Source organism: Bradyrhizobium sp. CCBAU 11357, from assembly GCF_028128865.1.
In the GTDB taxonomy this organism is placed as follows: domain Bacteria; phylum Pseudomonadota; class Alphaproteobacteria; order Rhizobiales; family Xanthobacteraceae; genus Bradyrhizobium.
In genome coordinates, this window is the sequence record NZ_LBJW01000113.1 from 602,397 (window position 1) to 620,552 (window position 18,156).

An 18,156-nucleotide genomic window follows, 5' to 3' on the forward strand; every position below is an offset into this window, starting at 1 on the left:
GGTCGGGCGACCTGCGCGCCAGTCACGTCTGGGAATTAGAAGCGGTGCAAGGAATGTTCGTTCCTGCGAAACCTACAAACGAAAAGTTCTCTAACCTGGATCAATAACCCAGGTGAATCCCGGCTAGAAACGCGCGCCATGAAGCGGCGCCGGCAGGTCGAGATGTCTTGCAACGGTCGCGCCGATGTCGGCGAAGCCGGCGCGCCGGCCGATCGGAGACGTCGATTGTGCGGCCCACGTCAGGATCGGGACCTGCTCACGCGTGTGATCGGTGCCGCTCCAGGTCGGATCGCAGCCATGATCGGCGGTGATGATCAGGAGATCGTCGCTTCGCAGCCGGTTCAGCAGCTCGGGCAGATGGGCGTCGAAGGCTTCAAGCGCCGCAGCGTAGCCCGTTACGTCGCGACGGTGGCCGTAGAGCGTGTCGAAATCGATGAAGTTCGCGAACAAAAGCCCGCCCTCGGCAAGGCCTGCCAGCCCATCGAGCGTGGCGTCGAAAAGCGCCGCATTGCCGTCGCCGCGCAGGTTTCGCCCGGTGCCGCGATGAGCGAAGATGTCGTCGATCTTGCCGATCGTCACGATCTCGCGGCCGGCACTCTCTGCAAGGTCGAGGATGGTTCGCTCGGGCGGCGGGACCGAGAAATCGCGCCGGTGCGAGCTGCGCTTGAAGTTGTCCGGGTTCGTTCCGACGAACGGACGCGCGATGACGCGGCCGATGTTGAGAGGATCGACCAGCCGCCTCGCGACGGTGCAGACGTCGTAGAGCCGCTCGAGCCCGAACGTCTCCTCGTGCGCCGCGATCTGGAACACGCTGTCGGCCGAGGTGTAGCAGATCGGCTCGCCACCGCGCATGTGGCGCTCGCCGAATTCGGCGATGATGTCGGTGCCGGAAGCGTGGCAATTGCCGAGGATGCCGAGCAGTCCGCCTTGTTCGCACAGCTTCGTTACGAGAGCGGGCGGGAAGCAGGGTTGGATCTTAGGAAAATAGCCCCAATCGAACGCCACAGGCACGCCGGCGATTTCCCAATGGCCTGATGGCGTGTCCTTGCCCCTCGAGATCTCGCTGGCGCAGCCATAGCGCGCATGTTGTGTCCGGCCGTCGAGCCCGGGCGGGATCCGGCCCGTGGAGAGGCGGCACGCCTCGCCAAGGCCCAGCGCCACGAGATTGGGCAGGCGCAGCGGGCCCTCCCGTTGCGGACCATTGGCACGGCCGGCCATGCACGCATCCGCGATGTGGCCGACAGTGTCAGCACCCTCGTCGCCGTAATTGACAGCGTCGGGCGCCGCGCCGATTCCGACGGAATCCATCACCAGGATCAGGGCACGCATGTCGGCTCCCTGATCGGTGGAGAGGCGCCAATGGAGTCGGCGAGACCGGTCTTGGTGCAATAGCGCTCGATCATCTGCGCGCAGAAGTCGGCGAACTCGTTGACGTCGAGCGGCGGGCTGGTGTGATGCGGTTCGAGACCGCGGTGTTCCGGCGTGAAGCAGAACGTCACGGTGACCTCGAATTCGGCCAGCGCATCCATCTGGCGGTCGAACCAGTCCAGCGCGTTGGGACGGAAGCTGTCGGCCCATGACAGGCCTGTCCTCAGGTGTCTCACGCCGAAGCGGCGCATCCAGCGTACGGCGTCATCGAGGCGATGGTCCTCGAAGTGAAACCACTGGCACAGGCCCATGTCGGCGGCATATTGCCCGAACAGCTCCGCTGCGGCTTTCGGCGTTCCATCCTCGCGCAGCAGGCCCATGTGGAAATGCCGGTAGTAGGAAGATCCCTCCGCCTCCTTGTGCCGGGTGGTCGCCTCCCAGGCCGAAGGCAGGTCATAGAGGCTGTACCAATGGATGCGCGGCGCGCGGCCGATCAGAAGGTCGGCGGTGCGCGACAGGCCCCAGGCCTGCACCTCCTCGGCGCCGAACGAGGAGACGCCGACCTCGGTCACCCAGACTGGTAACGCGGTGACGGCCCTGATCTCCTCGATCTTGGCCGGCCATTCTCCGATCTGCCATAAATTCCAGTCGAGCGGAAAGCCGTGCACGGCGACGGCGTCGACGTGATCGAACACGCCGCGCGACTGCATGTTGCGCATGAAGGATGGGTCGATCGGCGAGATGCCGCCGAGCACGCGCGGCAAGGTCGAATGCGCGCTGCGGATGGCCTTTCCGGCCGCGAGCGCCAGGTTTGCGAACATCGCCCAGTCCGGGTCGATCAGGATGTCCCAATGCGACTTGTTGTTGGGCTCGTTCCAGATCTTGGCCGCCTCGATCATCGGCCCGCCTCCCGTGACGGATAGACCGGCCCGTCAGCCTGCGGCCGCGCCGTGCGCTTGCACAGATAGACTTCCTCCTCGGGATGGGCCGCGATGGCAAAGCCGGCGCTGCGCAGCATGGCCTCGACGCAGGCGCGATTGGGCACCCACCAATTGGTGGGGTCGTCGGCATATTTGTGCTCGATGAAGTGCAGCTTCGGGTAGCCGGAGGAACCGAACTGGTCGGTGGTCCAGAAGTCGTAGTTCTTCTCGATCGCATCGACGTGGCTGTCGCCGCGCTGCATCGACTGGAACAGCAGGAGATCGCCGGCGACGTGCTCATGGATCAGGTCCAGCGCCAGCAGCGGGTGTCGCAGATGATAGAGCACGCCCATGAAGATCACGAGGTCGAATTGTTCACGAAGCTGCCCGACATCATAGGCCGACATCTTGCGAAATTCGATCCTGAGTCCGTTGACCTCGGCGGCGAAGCGGGCCTGGGCCAGATATTCCTCGTCGGTGTCGAGGCCGAGCACGCGTTCGGCGCCGCGCCGTTTCATCTCCATGGCGTAGAAGCCGGCATTGCAGCCGATATCGAGCACGGTCTTGCCCTCGAGCCGGTCCGGAATGATTCCGGAGAAGCGCTGCCACTTCACATTGGGATAGTCGCCGAGAAAGTGCGACGGCGCGGTCGGCACGCCCTGGAGGTCGAGATTGTGAAACCATGGCCCCAGCGCATCGACGCGCTGGCGGATTTCCTCGCGGGAGAGGGCGCCTGTGGTCATGCAATCGCTCCGTTGTTCACAGTGACCGGCCGGGCTCCGTCCGATGAGGCGCGGGCCCGCGACTTGGAACGGCCCTCGGCGCTCTCGGCGAGCAAGGCCATTGCCGTGCGATAGCCGTCGATGGTGCCGACATCGACGTAGGATTCGCCGGCCCTGACGCCGATGCCGTTGCCGCCGGCCGCAAGATAGGCATTGACCAGCGTCCCGAAATATTCGTCGCGGCGTTCGCGTGCGTGCCACAGCGACTGCAGCTGGCGGAAGCCGTGCGCCGACATCTTGAAAGCACCCCAGATCCAGCGCGAGCTTGCATTCGGCTGCTTGACCTGGATCTCCGTCACCTGCTCGCCGTCCAGCACGACCGCATCGAAGAATTCGGGATGCTCGACCGGGAACAGCAGGAACGAGAGGTCTGCATCGGGCAGGGACTGCAGGGCCGCCTTGGGAAACCAGACCGTGTCGGGCAGGCCGACCATGACATCCTCATGCTGCCCGACGACGGTGCTTGCCCTGAACACGGCATCGCACAGGCCGGAGGCCTCGGGCTGCACCACATAGGCGAGCTCGGCGCTGCCGTAATGGTCCCCGAAATATTCGAGGATGTCGGACTTGCCGGGCGAGATCACGAAGCAGATCTTGTCGGCGCCGCCGAGGATGAGGCGCTCCAGCAGATATTCGGAGACCGCGCAGGGGCGGTCCGTACCGTCGTCGCGCCGGCTGCCGACCGGCAGCAATTCCTTCGAGAAGGCAAGCGGCTGAATACGGCTGCCGCGGCCCGCGGCCGGTACGATGCCCCACATGATCAGGCCTCCTCGATTTGTTGCCGGCTGACGCGGCCCGACTTTGTCTGCTCGAGCATCGCGATCAGTTCACGCGCGCGCTTGTCGGATGTGTGCTGGTCCATGGTGCGATCATAAGCGCGCCGGGCCATGCGCCGGAGCTCGACATCCGGCATCGCGAGCGCGGCGAGCGCCTCGTGCTCGTCGCGTGCGATCAGGATCTCCTCTCCGGGCGCGAAGAAGTCCGCTATACCGGGCCAGTCGTCGCTCAGCAGCGGGGCGCCGCAAGCCGCGGCCTCGAACAGCCGGCCGGACGGGCACCAGCCCATCTCCGCCATGGCCCGGCGGGTGACGTTGAGCGTCAGCCGCGACGAGGCAAAGAACGGCGCGTGCTCGGACGGCGGCAGGTGCCGCACGAAATAGATGTTGGGCGACCACGGGAAATCGTCCGGATATTGCGCGCCGCCGATCAGGAAGCGGAGATCCTGGCGCGCCCGCGCGGACGCGACGAAAAGCGCCTCGAGCGTGCGCTGGCGGTCTTCGGAGTAGGTGCCGAGATAGGACAAATCGGCGCGATAGTGCGGCTGCGGCATGACCGGATGGTGGATGTCTGTGTCGACATGCCCATAAAGCGCCCGAGTATCCCGCGCCCCGAGCCGATTGCGGAATTCATCCTCGACGTGAGGTCCGCCGGTAAAGCTGAGCACCAGCTCAAAATCCTGCAGGCCGCGCGGGCCGATATAGGGGACAGATTCGCCGGCGATGAGCTTTGCCAGCGTGACCGGCGTATCGAGGTCGTAGAACACGGGAACAGCACGACCTTCGGAGAGGATCAGCTCGGTCGCGGCAATCGCATCGGGACAATAGGAGGTCACGATCGCAACGTCGGCATCTCGGATTTCGGCGCTTGCCGCCTGCCGCACATCGTCCCAGCTCGCGAACAGCCGGAGCGCGCCGCCCGGCAGTTCATGGAGATCCCGGGCACCGGCATAATAGGGAACGTCCCGCTCGAAGAAGACGATACTGTGCCCCGAGCGCGCGAGATGCTTGCAGAGGCCGCGCCACAAGGTGGCATGCCCGTTGCCCCAGGACGAGGAGATTGTCAGGCCGAAGATGACGATCTTCACGCCGGCACCCGCTGGTTGATCCCGGTGACCTTCATGCCGCGGCTGTCGACGCTGAGCGTGCTGATGCTGGCAGGATCGATCTCGATCGAAAGAAACTGGTCGAGCGGCGTGCGCGAATAGTGCAGGAGCGCGGCGCGGATCGGCTCGGCGTGGCTGACGAGGACGACGGCGCCGAGATTGCGATCGCCACGCAGCTGCTCCAGATGAGCGACCACGCGGCTCTGAAGCGACCGCATGCTCTCGCCGCCGGGCGGGCGGCTCGTGCCGCGTCGCCCGTTCCAGCGCGACCATCGGGGATCCGGCGCCAGGTCGTCGAACGATCGTCCGGTCCATTCGCCATAATCGAGCTCGTCGAGGGCGGGTACGATCTCGACCGGCAGCCTAAAATGCGCGGCGAGGATGCAGGCCGACTGCGTGCAGCGCCGTTGCGGGCTGGACTGAATGAGCGATGGCCGCGGCGCGATGGTGCCGGCACAGCGTGCCATCTCCTCACAGCCGAGATCGCTGAGCTCGACGCCTTTCATCCGGCCGCACAGGATGCGGCCGAGCAAGGCATGGTGACCGTGCCGGACGAGATGGATGATCCCAGCCATCACGCAAGCGCCTTGTCGTCGATGAAGGCGCGTGTCCGCCGTCCGGCCTCTTCGTCGGTGAACTGCTGCGGCGGCGATTTCATGAAATAGCTGGAAGGGCCGGTCAGCGCTCCAGCCTGGCCGCGGTCCATGGCGAGCTTGGCACAGCGCACCGCGTCGATCACGACGCCTGCCGAGTTCGGGGAGTCCCAGACCTCGAGCTTGACCTCGGCGCTCAGGGGAACACCGCCGAACGTCGTTCCCTCGAGGCGAATGAAGGCGAGCTTGCGATCGGTGAGCCACGGCACGTGGTCGCTCGGTCCGACATGGATGTTGTCGGGGTCCATGGGGACGTCGAACTGGCTGGTCACGGCCTGGGTCTTGGAGATCTTTTTCGAGGCCAGCCGCTCCCGCTCGAGCATGTTCTTGAAATCGGTGTTGCCGCCGACATTGAGCTGGTAGGTGCGGTCGAGCCGCACGCCACGGTCACGGAACAGATTGGCGAGCACGCGATGCAGGATGGTGGCACCGACCTGGCTCTTGATGTCGTCGCCGACGATCGGCAGGCCGGCCTCCTCGAAGCGGCGCCGCCACTCCGGATTGGAGGCGATGAAGACCGGAATGCAATTGACGTAGCCGCAGCCGGCCTCGATGGCGCGCGCCGCATACCATTCGCTGGCGCGCTGCGAGCCGACCGGAAGATAGGACACCAGAACGTCGGTGCGGGACATCGCCAGCACTTCGGACACGTCGGCCTCCGGAACGTTCGCAACCGGAACGTCGTCGGTGAGATATTGGCCGATGCCGTCCAGGACCGGACCGCGCTGCACGATCACCCCTGTCGGGGCGACGTCCGAGAAGCGGTGCGTGTTGTTGGGCGGGGCGAAGATCGCATCGGCGACGTCGCGGCCAACCTTGTAGGCGTTGACGTCGAAGGCCGAGGCGATCTGGATGTCGCTGATATGGTAACCGCCGAGATCCGCATTCATCAATCCCGGCACCGGCTCGTTCGACTTGGCGTTACGGTAGTAGGTGAGGCCCTGGACGAAGGAGCTCGCGCAATTGCCGACGCCGACGAGTCCAACGCGCACGCGGCGCCTGTCTTGAAGACGAGAATGCATGGAATGAAGCCCTCCGGAAACACGCGGCGTCGGTGCAAGAGTCGGTGGAAGTACGTCGGCGAACGTGCGGAAGGTATGTTCGTTCCTGGAAAGAAGATGCGAGCGGCACGCCGAGAGCGATTCATCGCGATAAAATGCGACGCGCTTAACATGGGATAAAATCCCGAACCGCCAGCCGGGAACGAACGGCTTTCATGATGAAGATGAAGAAGATGATGCTCGCGTCGCGCGCCCGCTTCGTATCTACCGCGAAGAACAAATCACTCCGGCCCGCGTTTCTCGGCCAATGGCTCGATGCGGTGCGGGGGCTCATCGCCCAAACAATCAACGAGGTGTAGTATGACGTCCAAGGCGCAAAACAGCGAAGCCCAGCAGACCACCGATCACACCGTCATCCGGAAATGGGTCGAAGAGCGCGGCGGGAAACCCGCGACCGTGAAGGCGACGGAGGAGGATGGCCACGCCGGCATCCTGCGCATTGATTTCGATCCGCCGGACGAGGGGCTGGACCGCATCAGCTGGGACGAGTTCTTCGAAACGTTCGATGACGCCGGCATTGCGTTCCTGCACCAGGACCGAACCAAGGACGGCAAGCTCAGCCGCTTCCACAAATTCGTGCGACACTAGCGACGGCGCGAGATGGCCGGCAGCTGGGCCGAGGCGATCAGGGCGGGCGATTTCGCGCGGGCCTGGATGGTCAACGATCGTGATCTGCTGGAGATCGCGCATCCGCCCAAGCACACCGGCCCGCGCCATCTGCAGCGGATCTGGCGCGGCGAGGACCTCAGGGATAAGCACGTGCTGGTGCGCTGCTATCACGGGCTCGGCGATACCATCCAGTTCCTGCGCTTCATGGGTCCGCTTCGCGAGATCGCGCGCAGCGTGACCCTGTGGTGTCAACCCGAGCTGCTGCCGCTGGTCGCGGGCGCCGCGGGCGTCGATCGTGCGATCCCGCTGCATGATGGTGCGCCCGAGATCGCTTTCGAGGTCGACATCGAGATCATGGAGGTGCCGCACGCCATCAGAGCGCGCCGGGACCAGGTCGAGATGCGCGGTCCTTACCTGGCGCTGCCTCCAACTGCCGTTCCGCCGCCCCGACGTGAACAAGGTGTGGCCGTCGGCCTAGTCTGGAAAGTCGGTGAGTGGGACAAGCGGCGGGAGGTGCCGGCCGTCTTGTTGCGCAATCTCGCGGGAGACGGCGTGACGCTCCATTCGCTCCAGCGCGGCGCCAGCACCGAAGAGCTCGCGGCGATCGGGGCGCGGGACATCAGCACGCCCGACATCTCAGCTCTCGGCCATCGCCTGCGGCAGCTCGATCTCGTCGTCTGCGTCGACACCATGGTCGCGCACCTTGCGGGCGCGCTCGGATGCGAGGCCTGGGTCTTGCTGCATGCCGATTGCGACTGGCGCTGGCCTCCATCCGGCGCGCGCTCGTTCTGGTATCCGAACCTGCGCCTGTTTCACCAAAGACGGCCGGGCGATTGGGACCATGTCGTCACCGAAATCCGCGACGCGCTGCGGGCGCGCCTCGAAGCAGGTCGAGCCACTGCGGCGACGTGATTTCCAGACCGTTATTTCCAAGGCATTGCTGAGGAACGAGCGTCGCTCAAGCGGTTTGGAGCAACGTCCTCGCGAGGGAAAGACGCTCATGCAAAGTTCCGACGCCGCTGTGTCGACCGCCAGCCTGTCGCGGGTGACGGACGATATCTGGATCCTGGATGACAAGCCGATCAGCGCCGCCGGCCTGCAGCTGCCCGTGCGGATGACCGTCATCCGCTTGTCGAATGGCGACCTCGTGCTGCATTCGCCGGTGCGATATTCGCCCGCTCTGCGCCAGGAGCTGGAGCGGCTGGGCTCGATCAGGTACCTGCTGGCGCCGAATATTGCCCACTGGATGTTCCTGCCTGAATGGCAAAGGCAGCTGCCACAGGCCGCGATTTTTGCCGCGCGCGGCCTTGCGGCCCGCGGGCAGGTGCGGGCGGCCGGCGTCCGTATCGATCGCGAAATCGGAGACACGACGCCGGAGGAATGGGCCGCCGACCTCCAAACATTGTCGGTGAATGCTCCGATGTTCTCCGAGGTCGAGCTGTTCGACCGGCGGAGCCGGACGCTGGTTCTGACCGATATCGTGCAGAACCTCGATCCCCACCACCTCAGCGCCTCGAATGCGGCGGCGGCGAACCTGCTCGGCATTGCCAAGCCGGACGGCAAGGCCCCGGTCTATCTGCGGCTGCTGCTGCGTCTCGGCGGCCGTTCGGCGCAGGCTGCGGCCCAGCGGCTGGTGAAGCTGGCTCCGGAGCGGGTGATCTTTGCGCATGGCGACTGGTTCGAAACGCAGGGAACGGCGCGCCTGCGGCGATCCCTGCGCTGGCTGCTTCCGGCGGAGGTCTCGGCACGCGAGCAGCGGCAGATGGTCGGCACCCGCGTCGTCATCACCGGCGCTTCCAGTGGAATCGGGCGTGCCGCGGCGCTGGCTTTTGCCCGCGAGGGCGCGAGCGTGGTCCTCGCGGCGCGCCGCGGCGAGGTCTTGATGCGCCTTGCTGCCGAATGTGAGGCGCTCGGAGGCCGGGCCCTGGCCGTGCCGACCGACGTCACTGACGCGCAGGCGATGCAGCGTCTCGCCGGTGCGGCGGACGAGGCCTTCGGCGGCATCGACGTCTGGATCAACAACGCCGGCACAGGCGTGTTCGGGGCCTATCAGGATGCGGATATCGCGCTCCATCGCCGCACCATCGAGGTCAATCTGCTCGGCACCATGCATGGCGCGTTCGCGGTGCTTCCGATCTTCCTCCGCCAGAACCGCGGTGTCCTGATCAACAACATCTCGCTCGGCGGCTGGGCGCCGACACCCTTCGCCGCAGCCTATACCGCCAGCAAGTTCGGCCTGCGCGGCTTCACCGCAAGCTTGCGTCAGGAGCTCCGGGCTCGTCCCGACATTCATGTCTGCGGCGTCTTCCCGTCCATCGTCGATACGCCGGGCTTCGTCCACGGCGCCAACGCCTCCGGACGAAGGCTCGATCCTGGCCCGCTGCTTTATCAATCCGAGGACGTGGCCGAGACCTTCCTGCGCCTCGCCCACGCGCCTCGTGACGAGGTGGCGGTGGGGTGGCCGGCGCGCGCCGGGCAATTCGCCTATGCGATTGCCCCTGGGATCACCGAGAATATCCTGGGAGGAGCGTTCCGCTGGCTGCTGTCGCGCGCGCGTCCCGCCGCAAGGAACGAAGGCACCTTGCTCCAAGCGGGTCCGCAGGGTACGTCCGTGGATGGCGGCTGGCTGGCGCGGAAGCAAGTTCCGCCCGCCGCTGTGCTCAGCAAGGGGCTCGTGCTGCTCGGGATTGCTGCCGGCCTGGCGTTCGCGGCATCGAGGGCCGGCCGTCCGTCCGGACACCGCGCGCGGACGCGGCGGCGCCGCGCGTGAGGCCGCCGCTGGTCTATTGTCGTCGCTCCGGCAGCACGTAAGCCCTGACATAGTCGCCGAGCCTGGTGCCGAGCGAGCCGTGGCCTCCGTCTACCGTCACGACGTATTATCTGCTGGACCGCAGATGGTTCCCACGCCGGAACGAAGCTTCGAGACCGGGCGTTCCTGCGGGAAAAGCTGAGGGCCAGACGTGCCGCGCTATCATTTTGATTTGGTGGATTCTACAACCGTGGCAGACGAAGGAGGGGCCGAGTTGCCGGATGACATCCAGGCCCTGGACGTCGCCGAAGAAATTGCGCGGCGTCTGCTTGCGCAGCGTCCCGAGCTCAAGGGCCGTCATTTCGCGATCCTCGTCACGAACGAAGATGGTGAGGAAATCGGCCGGGTGCCGTTGGACGTATTGCACTGAAGCGATGATCTGACATGACGTTCAGGATTGGGGTGATCTCCGACACGCATGGGCTGCTGAGGCCCGAGGCGGAGCGCTGCCTCGCCGGCGTCTCGCACATCATCCACGCCGGCGACATCGGCGCCCAGGCTGTGATGGACGGGCTTGGCCGCATCGCCCCCGTCACCGCGATCAGAGGAAACGTGGACCGGGGCACGTGGGCTGAACGCTTTCCTGAAACGCAAACGCTGCGCCTCGGCGGCCGCGGCTTCTACGTTCTGCACGACCTCAACGAGCTGGCGATCAATCCTGCCGAGCTCGGCATCGACGTCGTGGTCTCAGGGCATTCCCACCGCGTGCGGATCGAGACCAGGGAAGGCGTGCTTTACCTCAATCCGGGCAGTGCTGGGAAGCGACGCTTCAAGCTGCCGATTACGCTGGCAACGCTCGACCTCGATTCCGCCGGGCCGCTGCGGCCCGTCATTCATGATCTCGACGGGATGTGACCGCATCTCGACCGGATGTGACCGCCAGCCAGCGGCCGCTGCCTAGTGCGTCTTCGATTTCTGCCAACGCTCCAGATCCACCGGCGGCCGTTTCGGATCGATCTGGTCCTTCTCGGGATTGCCTTGCCACGGCTTGTTCGTTTGCCGGTGCGTCGGCATGTCCGTCTGCTGGCGCGGATCGTCAAGCGGTGTCTCTCGCGGGTCGTTTTCAGTTGCCTTTGGCATATGCCTTCCTGTCAACAAAGCGTTGTGCCACCGCCCTTCAAATAACCCAGGCGGCGGCAGGGTGTTCCTTGCGGCCCTTGCTCAGGCTCGCACTGCGGCGATCGGCTCAGGACGACCCCTGTGCCAGCTCATTGCTCATTTCGAGCTTGCGAACATCGACACAATTGCGCGAAGCATGCCCAAGAGGCCTCAATCCCGGAGAAGCCATTTCCACCCTGCGGCTCAAGATGGTCGAGCGGAAGTTCGGATCGCGGGCGAGGCGCCGCTGGGCAAAACAGGAACCATGGCTGCGGCGCTCGCTTATCGAACGCGAGTTGGAGGCGCTTGATGGGAAAGAAGCAATTTGCCGCTCTGCCGTTTCGTCTGGACAAGTCCGAGCTGCGGGTGATGCTGATCACGACCAGGCGCAAGCGCAGGTGGAGCGTCCCGAAGGGATCGCCGATGCGCAACAAGGAGCCGCATCTGACGGCAGCGCTCGAGGCCTATGAGGAGGCGGGCCTGGTCGGTGTCGTGGCAACGCGCGCCTTGGGCAGCTTCAAGCACCGCAAGCGAAAGGGCGATCGCAAGCGGACCATGAACGTTGCCGTCTTCCCCATGAAGGTGCACGGGCGGGAGCGCTGGTGGCCCGAGAAGGGAGAGCGGGAAGCCATCTGGGTCTCGCCCAAGACTGCTGCGCGCCTGGTGCACAAGGCGCAGCTGCGGCGCCTGATCGCCCGCTTCGCAGCGCAGACGGTGCGCGAGGCATCCTCGCCCCCGAGCCGGTGAGGGGGCGCAGCCGCCCTAGGAAAGCCTGCCCGGTCATTCAAGCTTGATGGACCAACAAACGGCCGGAGGAGCGGCCAGGGCATTACCACCATCGCCCCGCCTGACGGCATGGCTGCCGATGACGGTCTCACGCGGCTGCTGCGCGACATTCGCGAGCAGCTCGACAGCAAGACAGCGCGTAGCTCGTGTCTAATACCGACAGACATCACTAAAAGCGTGATGAGATCAGGTTTGATCGCTACAAGGTAAGTGCACTCCCTCTCCCGCTTGCGGGAGACGGCTGGGGAGAGGGTGTTTCCGCAATGGGATAGCCCCCTAGAGGAGAAAACCCTCACCCGCCCCTTCGGCGCGACCTCTCCCGCAAGCGGGAGAGGTTGCACCGAGCCCGTGGCAACGATTCAACCTAAAGCGATTCCGCTTTAGGGCCGCCGCACGCTGCAGATCTCGTTCGGGGCTGGCGTGAGGCTTGCGGCATATTGCATGTCCAGAAAGCCGGCGCGCCAGCGCTGCGCCATGGCTGTCTCAGACAGATCGAAGGATTTTTCCGGCCCGGCTTCCTCGCGGCCCGGGCGGTAGCTGAGAAGATAGACTTCGTCGTCGTAGTGGAGGTCCTGAAGCTCGGCGCGGAGCTGACGGGCTTCCAGAGCGTAGCCGAGACGCTGGAAGGTCTGATTGCCGAAGGTCAGGTCGCTCTTGCGCTCGGACGCGGCCTCGAGCCCGTCGGGGACCTTGCCGTCGCGCGGAAACAGATCGATCACATAGAGGCGGAGCGGGCCTGCAGTTTCGAGGATCGGGTCGAACGGCGCGTTCAGCGAGAACCCGCCGTCGACGAGCCAGCGGCCGGCGATTTGCACCGGAGCGAATTCGGGGAGGAAACCGCAGCTGGCCAGGATATGGTCCATCTCGATCCGCTCCGACGCGGTGTCGAACAACACGGCATCGCCGCTCTCGACGTCGGTGACGCAGATCGTGACGCGCGGATCGCCGCCGTTCAGACGTCCGAAATCGATCGATCGCTGCAGGCGTTCGCGGGTCGGGCCGAGATCGTAGAGGCCGCCGTAGTGAGAAGCGGGAATGGGAAGGCGGGGATGGAAGAAACCCGAATGACCCAGCACGCGCGTACTGATCGAGCTCAGCCACGCGAAGGTGTGGCGGCTCGCGTTCGGCACGTCGGTTGGACTGCTTGGCGCATGCCAATAGCTGCGTAAATTCCGCAGCCGATCGTCGCGCGGGCTCCCCGCGATCAGCGCGGTCGTGATGGCCCCTGCCGACGAACCGGTCACCCAGTCGATCGGCAGCCGAAGCGAAGTGAGTGCTTCAAACACACCGCCATGATAGGCGCCGAGGCCGAGACCGCCCGAGAACGCGACGGCGGTGAGAGGGCGCTCGGCTGCGCTCGCACCGCCCGGTCCAGCTGCACGGTCGGTCAAGACGAGCGCCAGTTGCCGGTCGGTTGGTCGGGCCGATCACCGGTAACTCCTGTAACGGCGCGCGCAGGCGTAGCGGGGATTGATCGCGAGAGCGGCGGCGAGCAATCGACATTCATCTCAAGTCTCCAATTTCGACATTGAACGCGGCTCTTGATGCGGTGTTCCAAAGGCTCAAGCGATGGATTTTCCTCTGCAAGGGGCATTTGCTGGCGGACGTCTCGGCCATTCTTGGCTTGCTGGACATCGTTTTCGGCGAAGTCGATCGCTGATCGCGAGCGAACGGCACCCGGCTACTCGGGCAGGGGCGTGTCGGCGATGTCCATCAGCGCGCCGAGGCCTTGGCGGAGGCGCCGCGTCGCGATGCTGTCGTTCGCAAGGCCAAACACCACCAGCGAGCGCGCGGTCACCGCGTAAGCATGCCCGAACTCGAACTCGGCCATAGGCGCGTCGGGGCGATTGGTGTCGATCAGGCCGAGCCAGCTGCGTCCATCGGTGACCTCCGGCAGGGTGAAGTTCACGACGTCGTGGTGCGCGTTGTAGACCAGCAGCATGGTTGCATCCGAGCCGCGGCGCTTGATCCCGGTCTCCTGCGCGCGGCCGTCGAGCAGCATGCCGAAGCATTTGGCATTGCCGTCCTGCCATTGCTCCGTCGTCATCTCCTCGCCGGATGGAGACAGCCAGGTCACGTCCTTGACGTCGAGCTCCTCGTTGTGCGAGCCGACCAGGAAGCGGCTGCGGTAGAGGATCGGAAACGCCTTGCGGGTGGCGATCAGCTTGCGCACGAACTCGCGCAGGCTGCGGCCGTTCGCGGTGATGCCCATCCAGTTGAGCCAGGTGGTCTCGTTGTCCTGGGCGTATGCGTTGTTGTTGCCGTTCTGGGTGTGCCCGAACTCGTCGCCCGCGAGCAGCATGGGCGTGCCGTGGGACAGCAGCATCGTTGCCAGCAGATTCCGCTTCTGGCGCTCGCGCAAGGCGGTGATCTCCGGGTCGGTGGTCGGCCCTTCGACGCCACAATTCCAGGAATGGTTGTTGCTGTGACCGTCGCGATTGTCCTCGCCATTCGCCTCGTTGTGCTTGTCGTTGTACGAGACGAGGTCGTTGAGGTTGAAGCCGTCATGGGCGGTGACGAAGTTGACGCTGGCCCAAGGCCGGCGTCCGCGCTTGTTGAAGAGGTCGCCGGAGCCCGAGACGCGCTTGGCAAAGTCGGCCAGCGTGCCCGGATCGCCCTTCCAGAAGGCGCGCGCGGTATCCCTGAACTTGTCGTTCCACTCGGCCCAGCCCGGCGGAAACTGACCGACCTGGTAGCCACCGGGCCCGATGTCCCAGGGTTCTGCGATCAGCTTGACGCTGGAGAGCATGGGATCCTGGCGGCAGGCGTCGAGGAAGCCGCCGCCTTCGTCGAAGCCATAGGGTTCGCGCGCCAGGATGGTGGCGAGATCGAAACGGAAGCCGTCGACCCGCATCTCGGTCGCCCAGTAGCGCAGGGAATCGGCGACGAGTTGCAGCACCCGCTGATGCGAGAGATTGACCGTGTTTCCGGTGCCGGTGTCGTTGATGTAGTAGCGCATCTTGTCCGGCAGCAGGCGGTAATAGCTGGCGTTGTCGATGCCCTTGAACGACAGGGTCGGGCCGAGCTCGTTGCCTTCGGCGGTGTGATTGTAGACGACGTCGAGAATGATCTCGATGCCATGGGCATGAAACTGGTTGACGGTGGCCTTGAACTCGTTCGCAGACGTCGCCTTCAGGTAGCGCGGATCAGGAGCGAAGAAGGCGATGGAATTGTAGCCCCAGTAATTGCGCAGGCCTTTCTCGACCAGATAGCTGTCGTCGACGAAGGCATGGATCGGCAGCAGCTCGGCGCTGGTGATGCCAAGCGAGCGCAAGTAAGCCGGGATTTCCGAATGTGCGAGGCCCGAGAACGTGCCGCGGTCGGCTTCCGGCACCAGCGGATGCAGCTGGGTGAAGCCCTTGACGTGCATCTCGTAGACGATCGTGCGTTCCCACGGCACTTCCGGCTTGCGCGCCATGCCCCAGGTAAAGGCGGGATCGATGACGCGGCACTTCTGCATCAAGGGCGCGCTGTCGCCTTCGTCGTAGGAGAGGTCCTTGTCGGCGTGATCCAGCCGGTAGCCGAACAGCTCCGGTCCCCAGCGGAGCTGGCCGACCAGCTGCCTGGCGTAGGGATCGAGCACGAGCTTGTTGGGATTGAAGCGGTGGCCGGCGTCGGGCTCGTAAGGGCCGTGGACGCGATAGCCGTAGACGGTGCCGGGGCGGGCGGAGGGCAGATAGCCGTGCCAGACCTCATCGGTATATTCGGGAAGCTCGATGCGCTCGAGCTCGGTTTCGCCGGCATCGTCGAACAGGCAGAGCTCGACCTTGGTGGCATGGGCGGAGAACAACGCGAAGTTGACGCCGAGGCCATCCCAGGTGGCGCCGAGCGGGAAGGGTCTGCCTTCGGTGATCCGGGTGCGGCGCAGGCGCGAGGCCGTCCGCGTCAGGGCCTCGTCTGAATGTGCTGGCTGGTCCATCTCTGCCCCCGATTGCCCGTCAGGATGTCGGCGCAGTCGCGGCAATGGGCTCCACGTCAGCCGGCTTGGACAGCACGTTGGCTTTCTGCAGAGCCGCCTCCTTGCTGATGGCCGGAATGGAGTTGCCGATGCGCCCGACAATCGCGATCAGCTCGGCGTCCGACAGTCCAAGCCGTTTCTTGACGAGGCGTACCTGGGTGCGGTCGGCCAGGTCGAGCTTGTTACGGATCGGTTGCGGCTTCGGGCGGCGCATGGCGACAGCTCCTGTCTGGAACGGTAACCGTCGCGCTGCTGATTCCGTTCCCGTCGCGCTGCAAATGTCCGGCGTCGGCGCCGTGGAGGAACGAACGCACGCGGCTCCGCTTTGTCGCCCCGACGCACGCAAGCGATCTTGAAGCGTGCCGAGGCGGGGCATGCGGGCGAAAGGCGACGGGCTTGAATCAAAGACTGGGAATGGCCGAGCAAAGTCGGCGCCATGGTCCTCAGATCGTCGATCAAGGGGTCTCGTTCAACCTGTGGGCGCCGACGGCGCGATCCGTCGAGCTGCTTGAGATCGGCCAGCCGCCACGGAAGATGCCGCGCGATGCGGACGGCTGGTGTCAGCTGCTCAGCCGGACCGCGCGCGCCGGCACGCGCTATCAGTTCAGGATCGACGAAGATCTCCTCGTCCCTGATCCCGCCTCGTGCTTCCAGCCGGACGACGTCGGCGCGCCGAGCGAGGTGGTCGATACGGCCGCGTTGAGGGATTCGGTGCTCTATCCGGGCCGTCCCTGGGCGGAAGCCGTGATCTACGAGCTGCATGTCGGCACGTTCAGCGAGGAGGGGACCTATGCCGGCGTCGAGAAGAAGTTGCCCTATCTCCGCGACATCGGCATCACCGCCATCGAGCTGATGCCGCTCAACGACGTCCCCGGACGGCACAATTGGGGCTATGACGGCGTGCTCCTGAACGCGCCGAATGCCCGCTACGGCCGGCCGGAGGATCTCAAGCGGCTGCTGCGGGCCGCGCATGCGCTCGACATCATGGTCTATCTCGACGCCGTCTATAACCATTTCGGGCCGCAGCTGAACTATCTGCATCTCTATGCGGAGAATTTCTTCAATCCGCGCCACACCACTGGATGGGGCCCCGCCGTCAACCTCGAAGGAGCCGACGGCGCGTTCGTGCGCGGATTTCTGATCGAGAATGCGCTGATGTGGCTGCGCGACTATGGGTTCGACGGAGTGCGGTTCGATGCCGTTCATGCGCTGAAGGACGATTCGAAGCGTCATTTCCTGGTCGAGCTCGCCGAGACCCTGCGCAGTCAGCTGGCGGGCCGGCGCGTCCATCTGATGCTGGAGAACGAGGCCAATCAGGCGCACCTGCTCGCGCGTTCACAGGGACGCGCGACTTACTACGACGCGCAATGGGGCGACGATTTCCACAACGCGCTTCACGTTCTGCTCACGGGCGAGGACGAAGGTTATTACCGGGCGTTTGCAGACAAGCCGCTCGAGCATCTCGCGCGATCCCTGACCGAGGGCTTTGCCTATCAGGGCGAGGTCTTTCCGCTGCACCAGGCGCCGCGCGGTGAGCCGAGCGCGCACCTGCCGCCCGAAGCGACCATCTTCTTCGCCCAGAACCACGACCAGGTCGGCAACCGCGCCTTCGGGGAACGGCTGTCCTGGTTGGTCGGTCCGGACAAGCTGGAGCTGGCCCTCGCCCTGGTTCTGCTCAGCCCGCATATTCCGATGCTGTTCATGGGCGAGGAAGCGGCAGCCCAAACGCCCTTCCTGTTCTTCGCCGACTGGACCGGCGAAGCTGCCGAACTGACACGGGAGGGCCGCCGCAAGGAGTTTTCGCACTTCAAGGCGTTCGCGACGCCCGAAACGCGCGCCGGGATCCCCGACCCGTGCGACGAAAGAACCTTCCTCGCCTCCAAGCTGGACTGGACCAGCATTGACCAATCGCCTGCCGGCACAAGGTTCCGGGCGCTGACGGCCCAGTTACTGACGATGCGGCGCGAGAAGATCGTGCCGCTGATCAAACGCGGGTTCGTTTCGGCGCAGCGACAGCTGCTGGGCACCGATCCCCGCTTCGGCGGCGTAGATGTACGCTGGCAGACCGAGCAGGGCGACGTGCTGCAGATCGTCGCCAATTTCGCCGACCACGAACTCCCGATGCCCTCGCTGGTCGACGGCGAGAGCCTGTGGCGATTGCGCTCTCATGTCGCCGGAGGAGTTGGGCCCGGCGACATGATGGTGAGGCTTGGCCGCAATCGCTGACCAG

Annotated in this window: 20 protein-coding genes; 9 read left to right on the forward strand and 11 right to left on the reverse strand. The window is 65.1% G+C overall.

All coding sequences use genetic code 11. The features are described from left to right. Positions 1–123 precede the first annotated feature (123 nt). Genes XI05_RS38555 through XI05_RS38585 form a run of 7 tightly spaced genes read right to left on the reverse strand, consistent with a single transcriptional unit; the run spans position 124 to position 6,627 of the window. Positions 124–1,329, reverse strand: a complete 1,206-nt coding sequence (locus XI05_RS38555) for a phosphopentomutase (protein ID WP_271511660.1) — start codon at positions 1,327–1,329, stop codon at positions 124–126. After that, the gene (locus XI05_RS38560; protein WP_271511662.1) at positions 1,317–2,267 is read right to left on the reverse strand and encodes a beta-xylosidase; all 951 of its coding nucleotides are present in this window, start codon (positions 2,265–2,267) and stop codon (positions 1,317–1,319) included. The genes XI05_RS38555 and XI05_RS38560 overlap by 13 nt, the downstream gene beginning before the upstream one ends. Continuing rightward, the gene (locus XI05_RS38565; protein ID WP_271511665.1) at positions 2,264–3,031 is read right to left on the reverse strand and encodes a TIGR04290 family methyltransferase; all 768 of its coding nucleotides are present in this window, start codon (positions 3,029–3,031) and stop codon (positions 2,264–2,266) included. The genes XI05_RS38560 and XI05_RS38565 overlap by 4 nt, the downstream gene beginning before the upstream one ends. Continuing rightward, on the reverse strand, positions 3,028–3,828 hold the full coding sequence (locus tag XI05_RS38570; protein WP_271511668.1) for a nucleotidyltransferase family protein: 801 nt from the start codon (positions 3,826–3,828) through the stop codon (positions 3,028–3,030). Before XI05_RS38570 ends, XI05_RS38565 begins: the two co-directional genes overlap by 4 nt. 2 nt (positions 3,829–3,830) lie before the next feature. Further along, entirely contained in the window at positions 3,831–4,934 is a 1,104-nt protein-coding gene (locus XI05_RS38575) for a CgeB family protein (RefSeq protein WP_271511672.1), read from the reverse strand. Beyond that, the gene (locus XI05_RS38580; protein ID WP_271511674.1) at positions 4,931–5,527 is read right to left on the reverse strand and encodes a histidine phosphatase family protein; all 597 of its coding nucleotides are present in this window, start codon (positions 5,525–5,527) and stop codon (positions 4,931–4,933) included. Before XI05_RS38580 ends, XI05_RS38575 begins: the two co-directional genes overlap by 4 nt. After that, a complete protein-coding gene (locus XI05_RS38585; protein ID WP_271511676.1) occupies positions 5,527–6,627 on the reverse strand; it encodes an inositol-3-phosphate synthase in 1,101 nt (366 codons plus the stop codon). The genes XI05_RS38580 and XI05_RS38585 overlap by 1 nt, the downstream gene beginning before the upstream one ends. Before the next feature lie 194 nt (positions 6,628–6,821). Between XI05_RS38585 and XI05_RS38590 the strand changes: the two genes are divergently transcribed. The 6 genes from XI05_RS38590 (at position 6,822) to XI05_RS38615 (ending at position 10,939) form a co-directional block, all read left to right on the forward strand. Then, positions 6,822–6,965 carry a hypothetical protein gene (locus XI05_RS38590; RefSeq protein WP_271511679.1) on the forward strand — a complete coding sequence of 48 codons (144 nt, stop codon included), beginning with the start codon at positions 6,822–6,824 and terminating at the stop codon, positions 6,963–6,965. Between the two features lies 1 nt (position 6,966). After that, a complete protein-coding gene (locus XI05_RS38595) occupies positions 6,967–7,254 on the forward strand; it encodes a hypothetical protein (protein WP_271511682.1) in 288 nt (95 codons plus the stop codon). Positions 7,255–7,266: 12 nt separating this feature from the next. Continuing rightward, a complete protein-coding gene (locus XI05_RS38600) occupies positions 7,267–8,187 on the forward strand; it encodes a hypothetical protein (protein ID WP_271511685.1) in 921 nt (306 codons plus the stop codon). A gap of 88 nt (positions 8,188–8,275) precedes the next feature. Further along, positions 8,276–10,045 carry an SDR family oxidoreductase gene (locus XI05_RS38605; protein WP_271511687.1) on the forward strand — a complete coding sequence of 590 codons (1,770 nt, stop codon included), beginning with the start codon at positions 8,276–8,278 and terminating at the stop codon, positions 10,043–10,045. Positions 10,046–10,235: 190 nt separating this feature from the next. Continuing rightward, on the forward strand, positions 10,236–10,454 hold the full coding sequence (locus XI05_RS38610) for a DUF6894 family protein (protein WP_271511693.1): 219 nt from the start codon (positions 10,236–10,238) through the stop codon (positions 10,452–10,454). A 14-nt stretch (positions 10,455–10,468) separates the two neighbouring features. Further along, positions 10,469–10,939, forward strand: a complete 471-nt coding sequence (locus XI05_RS38615) for a metallophosphoesterase family protein (protein ID WP_271511697.1) — start codon at positions 10,469–10,471, stop codon at positions 10,937–10,939. Between the two features lie 42 nt (positions 10,940–10,981). On the opposite strand, the gene XI05_RS38620 is transcribed toward XI05_RS38615, so the two are convergent. Beyond that, entirely contained in the window at positions 10,982–11,164 is a 183-nt protein-coding gene (locus tag XI05_RS38620) for a hypothetical protein (RefSeq protein ID WP_212256679.1), read from the reverse strand. Positions 11,165–11,491: 327 nt separating this feature from the next. Here XI05_RS38620 and XI05_RS38625 point away from each other — a divergent pair, with 327 nt between their 5' ends. Beyond that, positions 11,492–11,929, forward strand: coding sequence for an NUDIX hydrolase (locus tag XI05_RS38625; protein WP_271511699.1), 438 nt, complete (start codon positions 11,492–11,494; stop codon positions 11,927–11,929). 419 nt (positions 11,930–12,348) lie between these two features. Here the strand turns inward: XI05_RS38625 and XI05_RS38630 are convergent, their stop codons facing one another. Continuing rightward, positions 12,349–13,359, reverse strand: a complete 1,011-nt coding sequence (locus tag XI05_RS38630; RefSeq protein WP_271511702.1) for a patatin-like phospholipase family protein — start codon at positions 13,357–13,359, stop codon at positions 12,349–12,351. A 110-nt stretch (positions 13,360–13,469) separates the two neighbouring features. On the opposite strand from XI05_RS38630, the gene XI05_RS38635 reads away from it, so the two are divergent. Continuing rightward, a complete protein-coding gene (locus XI05_RS38635) occupies positions 13,470–13,628 on the forward strand; it encodes a hypothetical protein (protein ID WP_271511969.1) in 159 nt (52 codons plus the stop codon). 21 nt (positions 13,629–13,649) lie between these two features. Here the strand turns inward: XI05_RS38635 and glgX are convergent, their stop codons facing one another. Both glgX and XI05_RS38645 read right to left on the reverse strand, forming a co-directional pair. Next, the gene (gene glgX, locus XI05_RS38640; protein ID WP_271511705.1) at positions 13,650–15,887 is read right to left on the reverse strand and encodes a glycogen debranching protein GlgX; all 2,238 of its coding nucleotides are present in this window, start codon (positions 15,885–15,887) and stop codon (positions 13,650–13,652) included. 19 nt (positions 15,888–15,906) lie between these two features. Further along, positions 15,907–16,140: a hypothetical protein gene (locus tag XI05_RS38645; protein ID WP_271511707.1), complete on the reverse strand. Its 234-nt coding sequence runs from the start codon at positions 16,138–16,140 to the stop codon at positions 15,907–15,909. Between the two features lie 200 nt (positions 16,141–16,340). On the opposite strand from XI05_RS38645, the gene treZ reads away from it, so the two are divergent. Next, positions 16,341–18,152 carry a malto-oligosyltrehalose trehalohydrolase gene (treZ, locus tag XI05_RS38650; RefSeq protein WP_271511709.1) on the forward strand — a complete coding sequence of 604 codons (1,812 nt, stop codon included), beginning with the start codon at positions 16,341–16,343 and terminating at the stop codon, positions 18,150–18,152. Positions 18,153–18,156 lie beyond the last annotated feature (4 nt).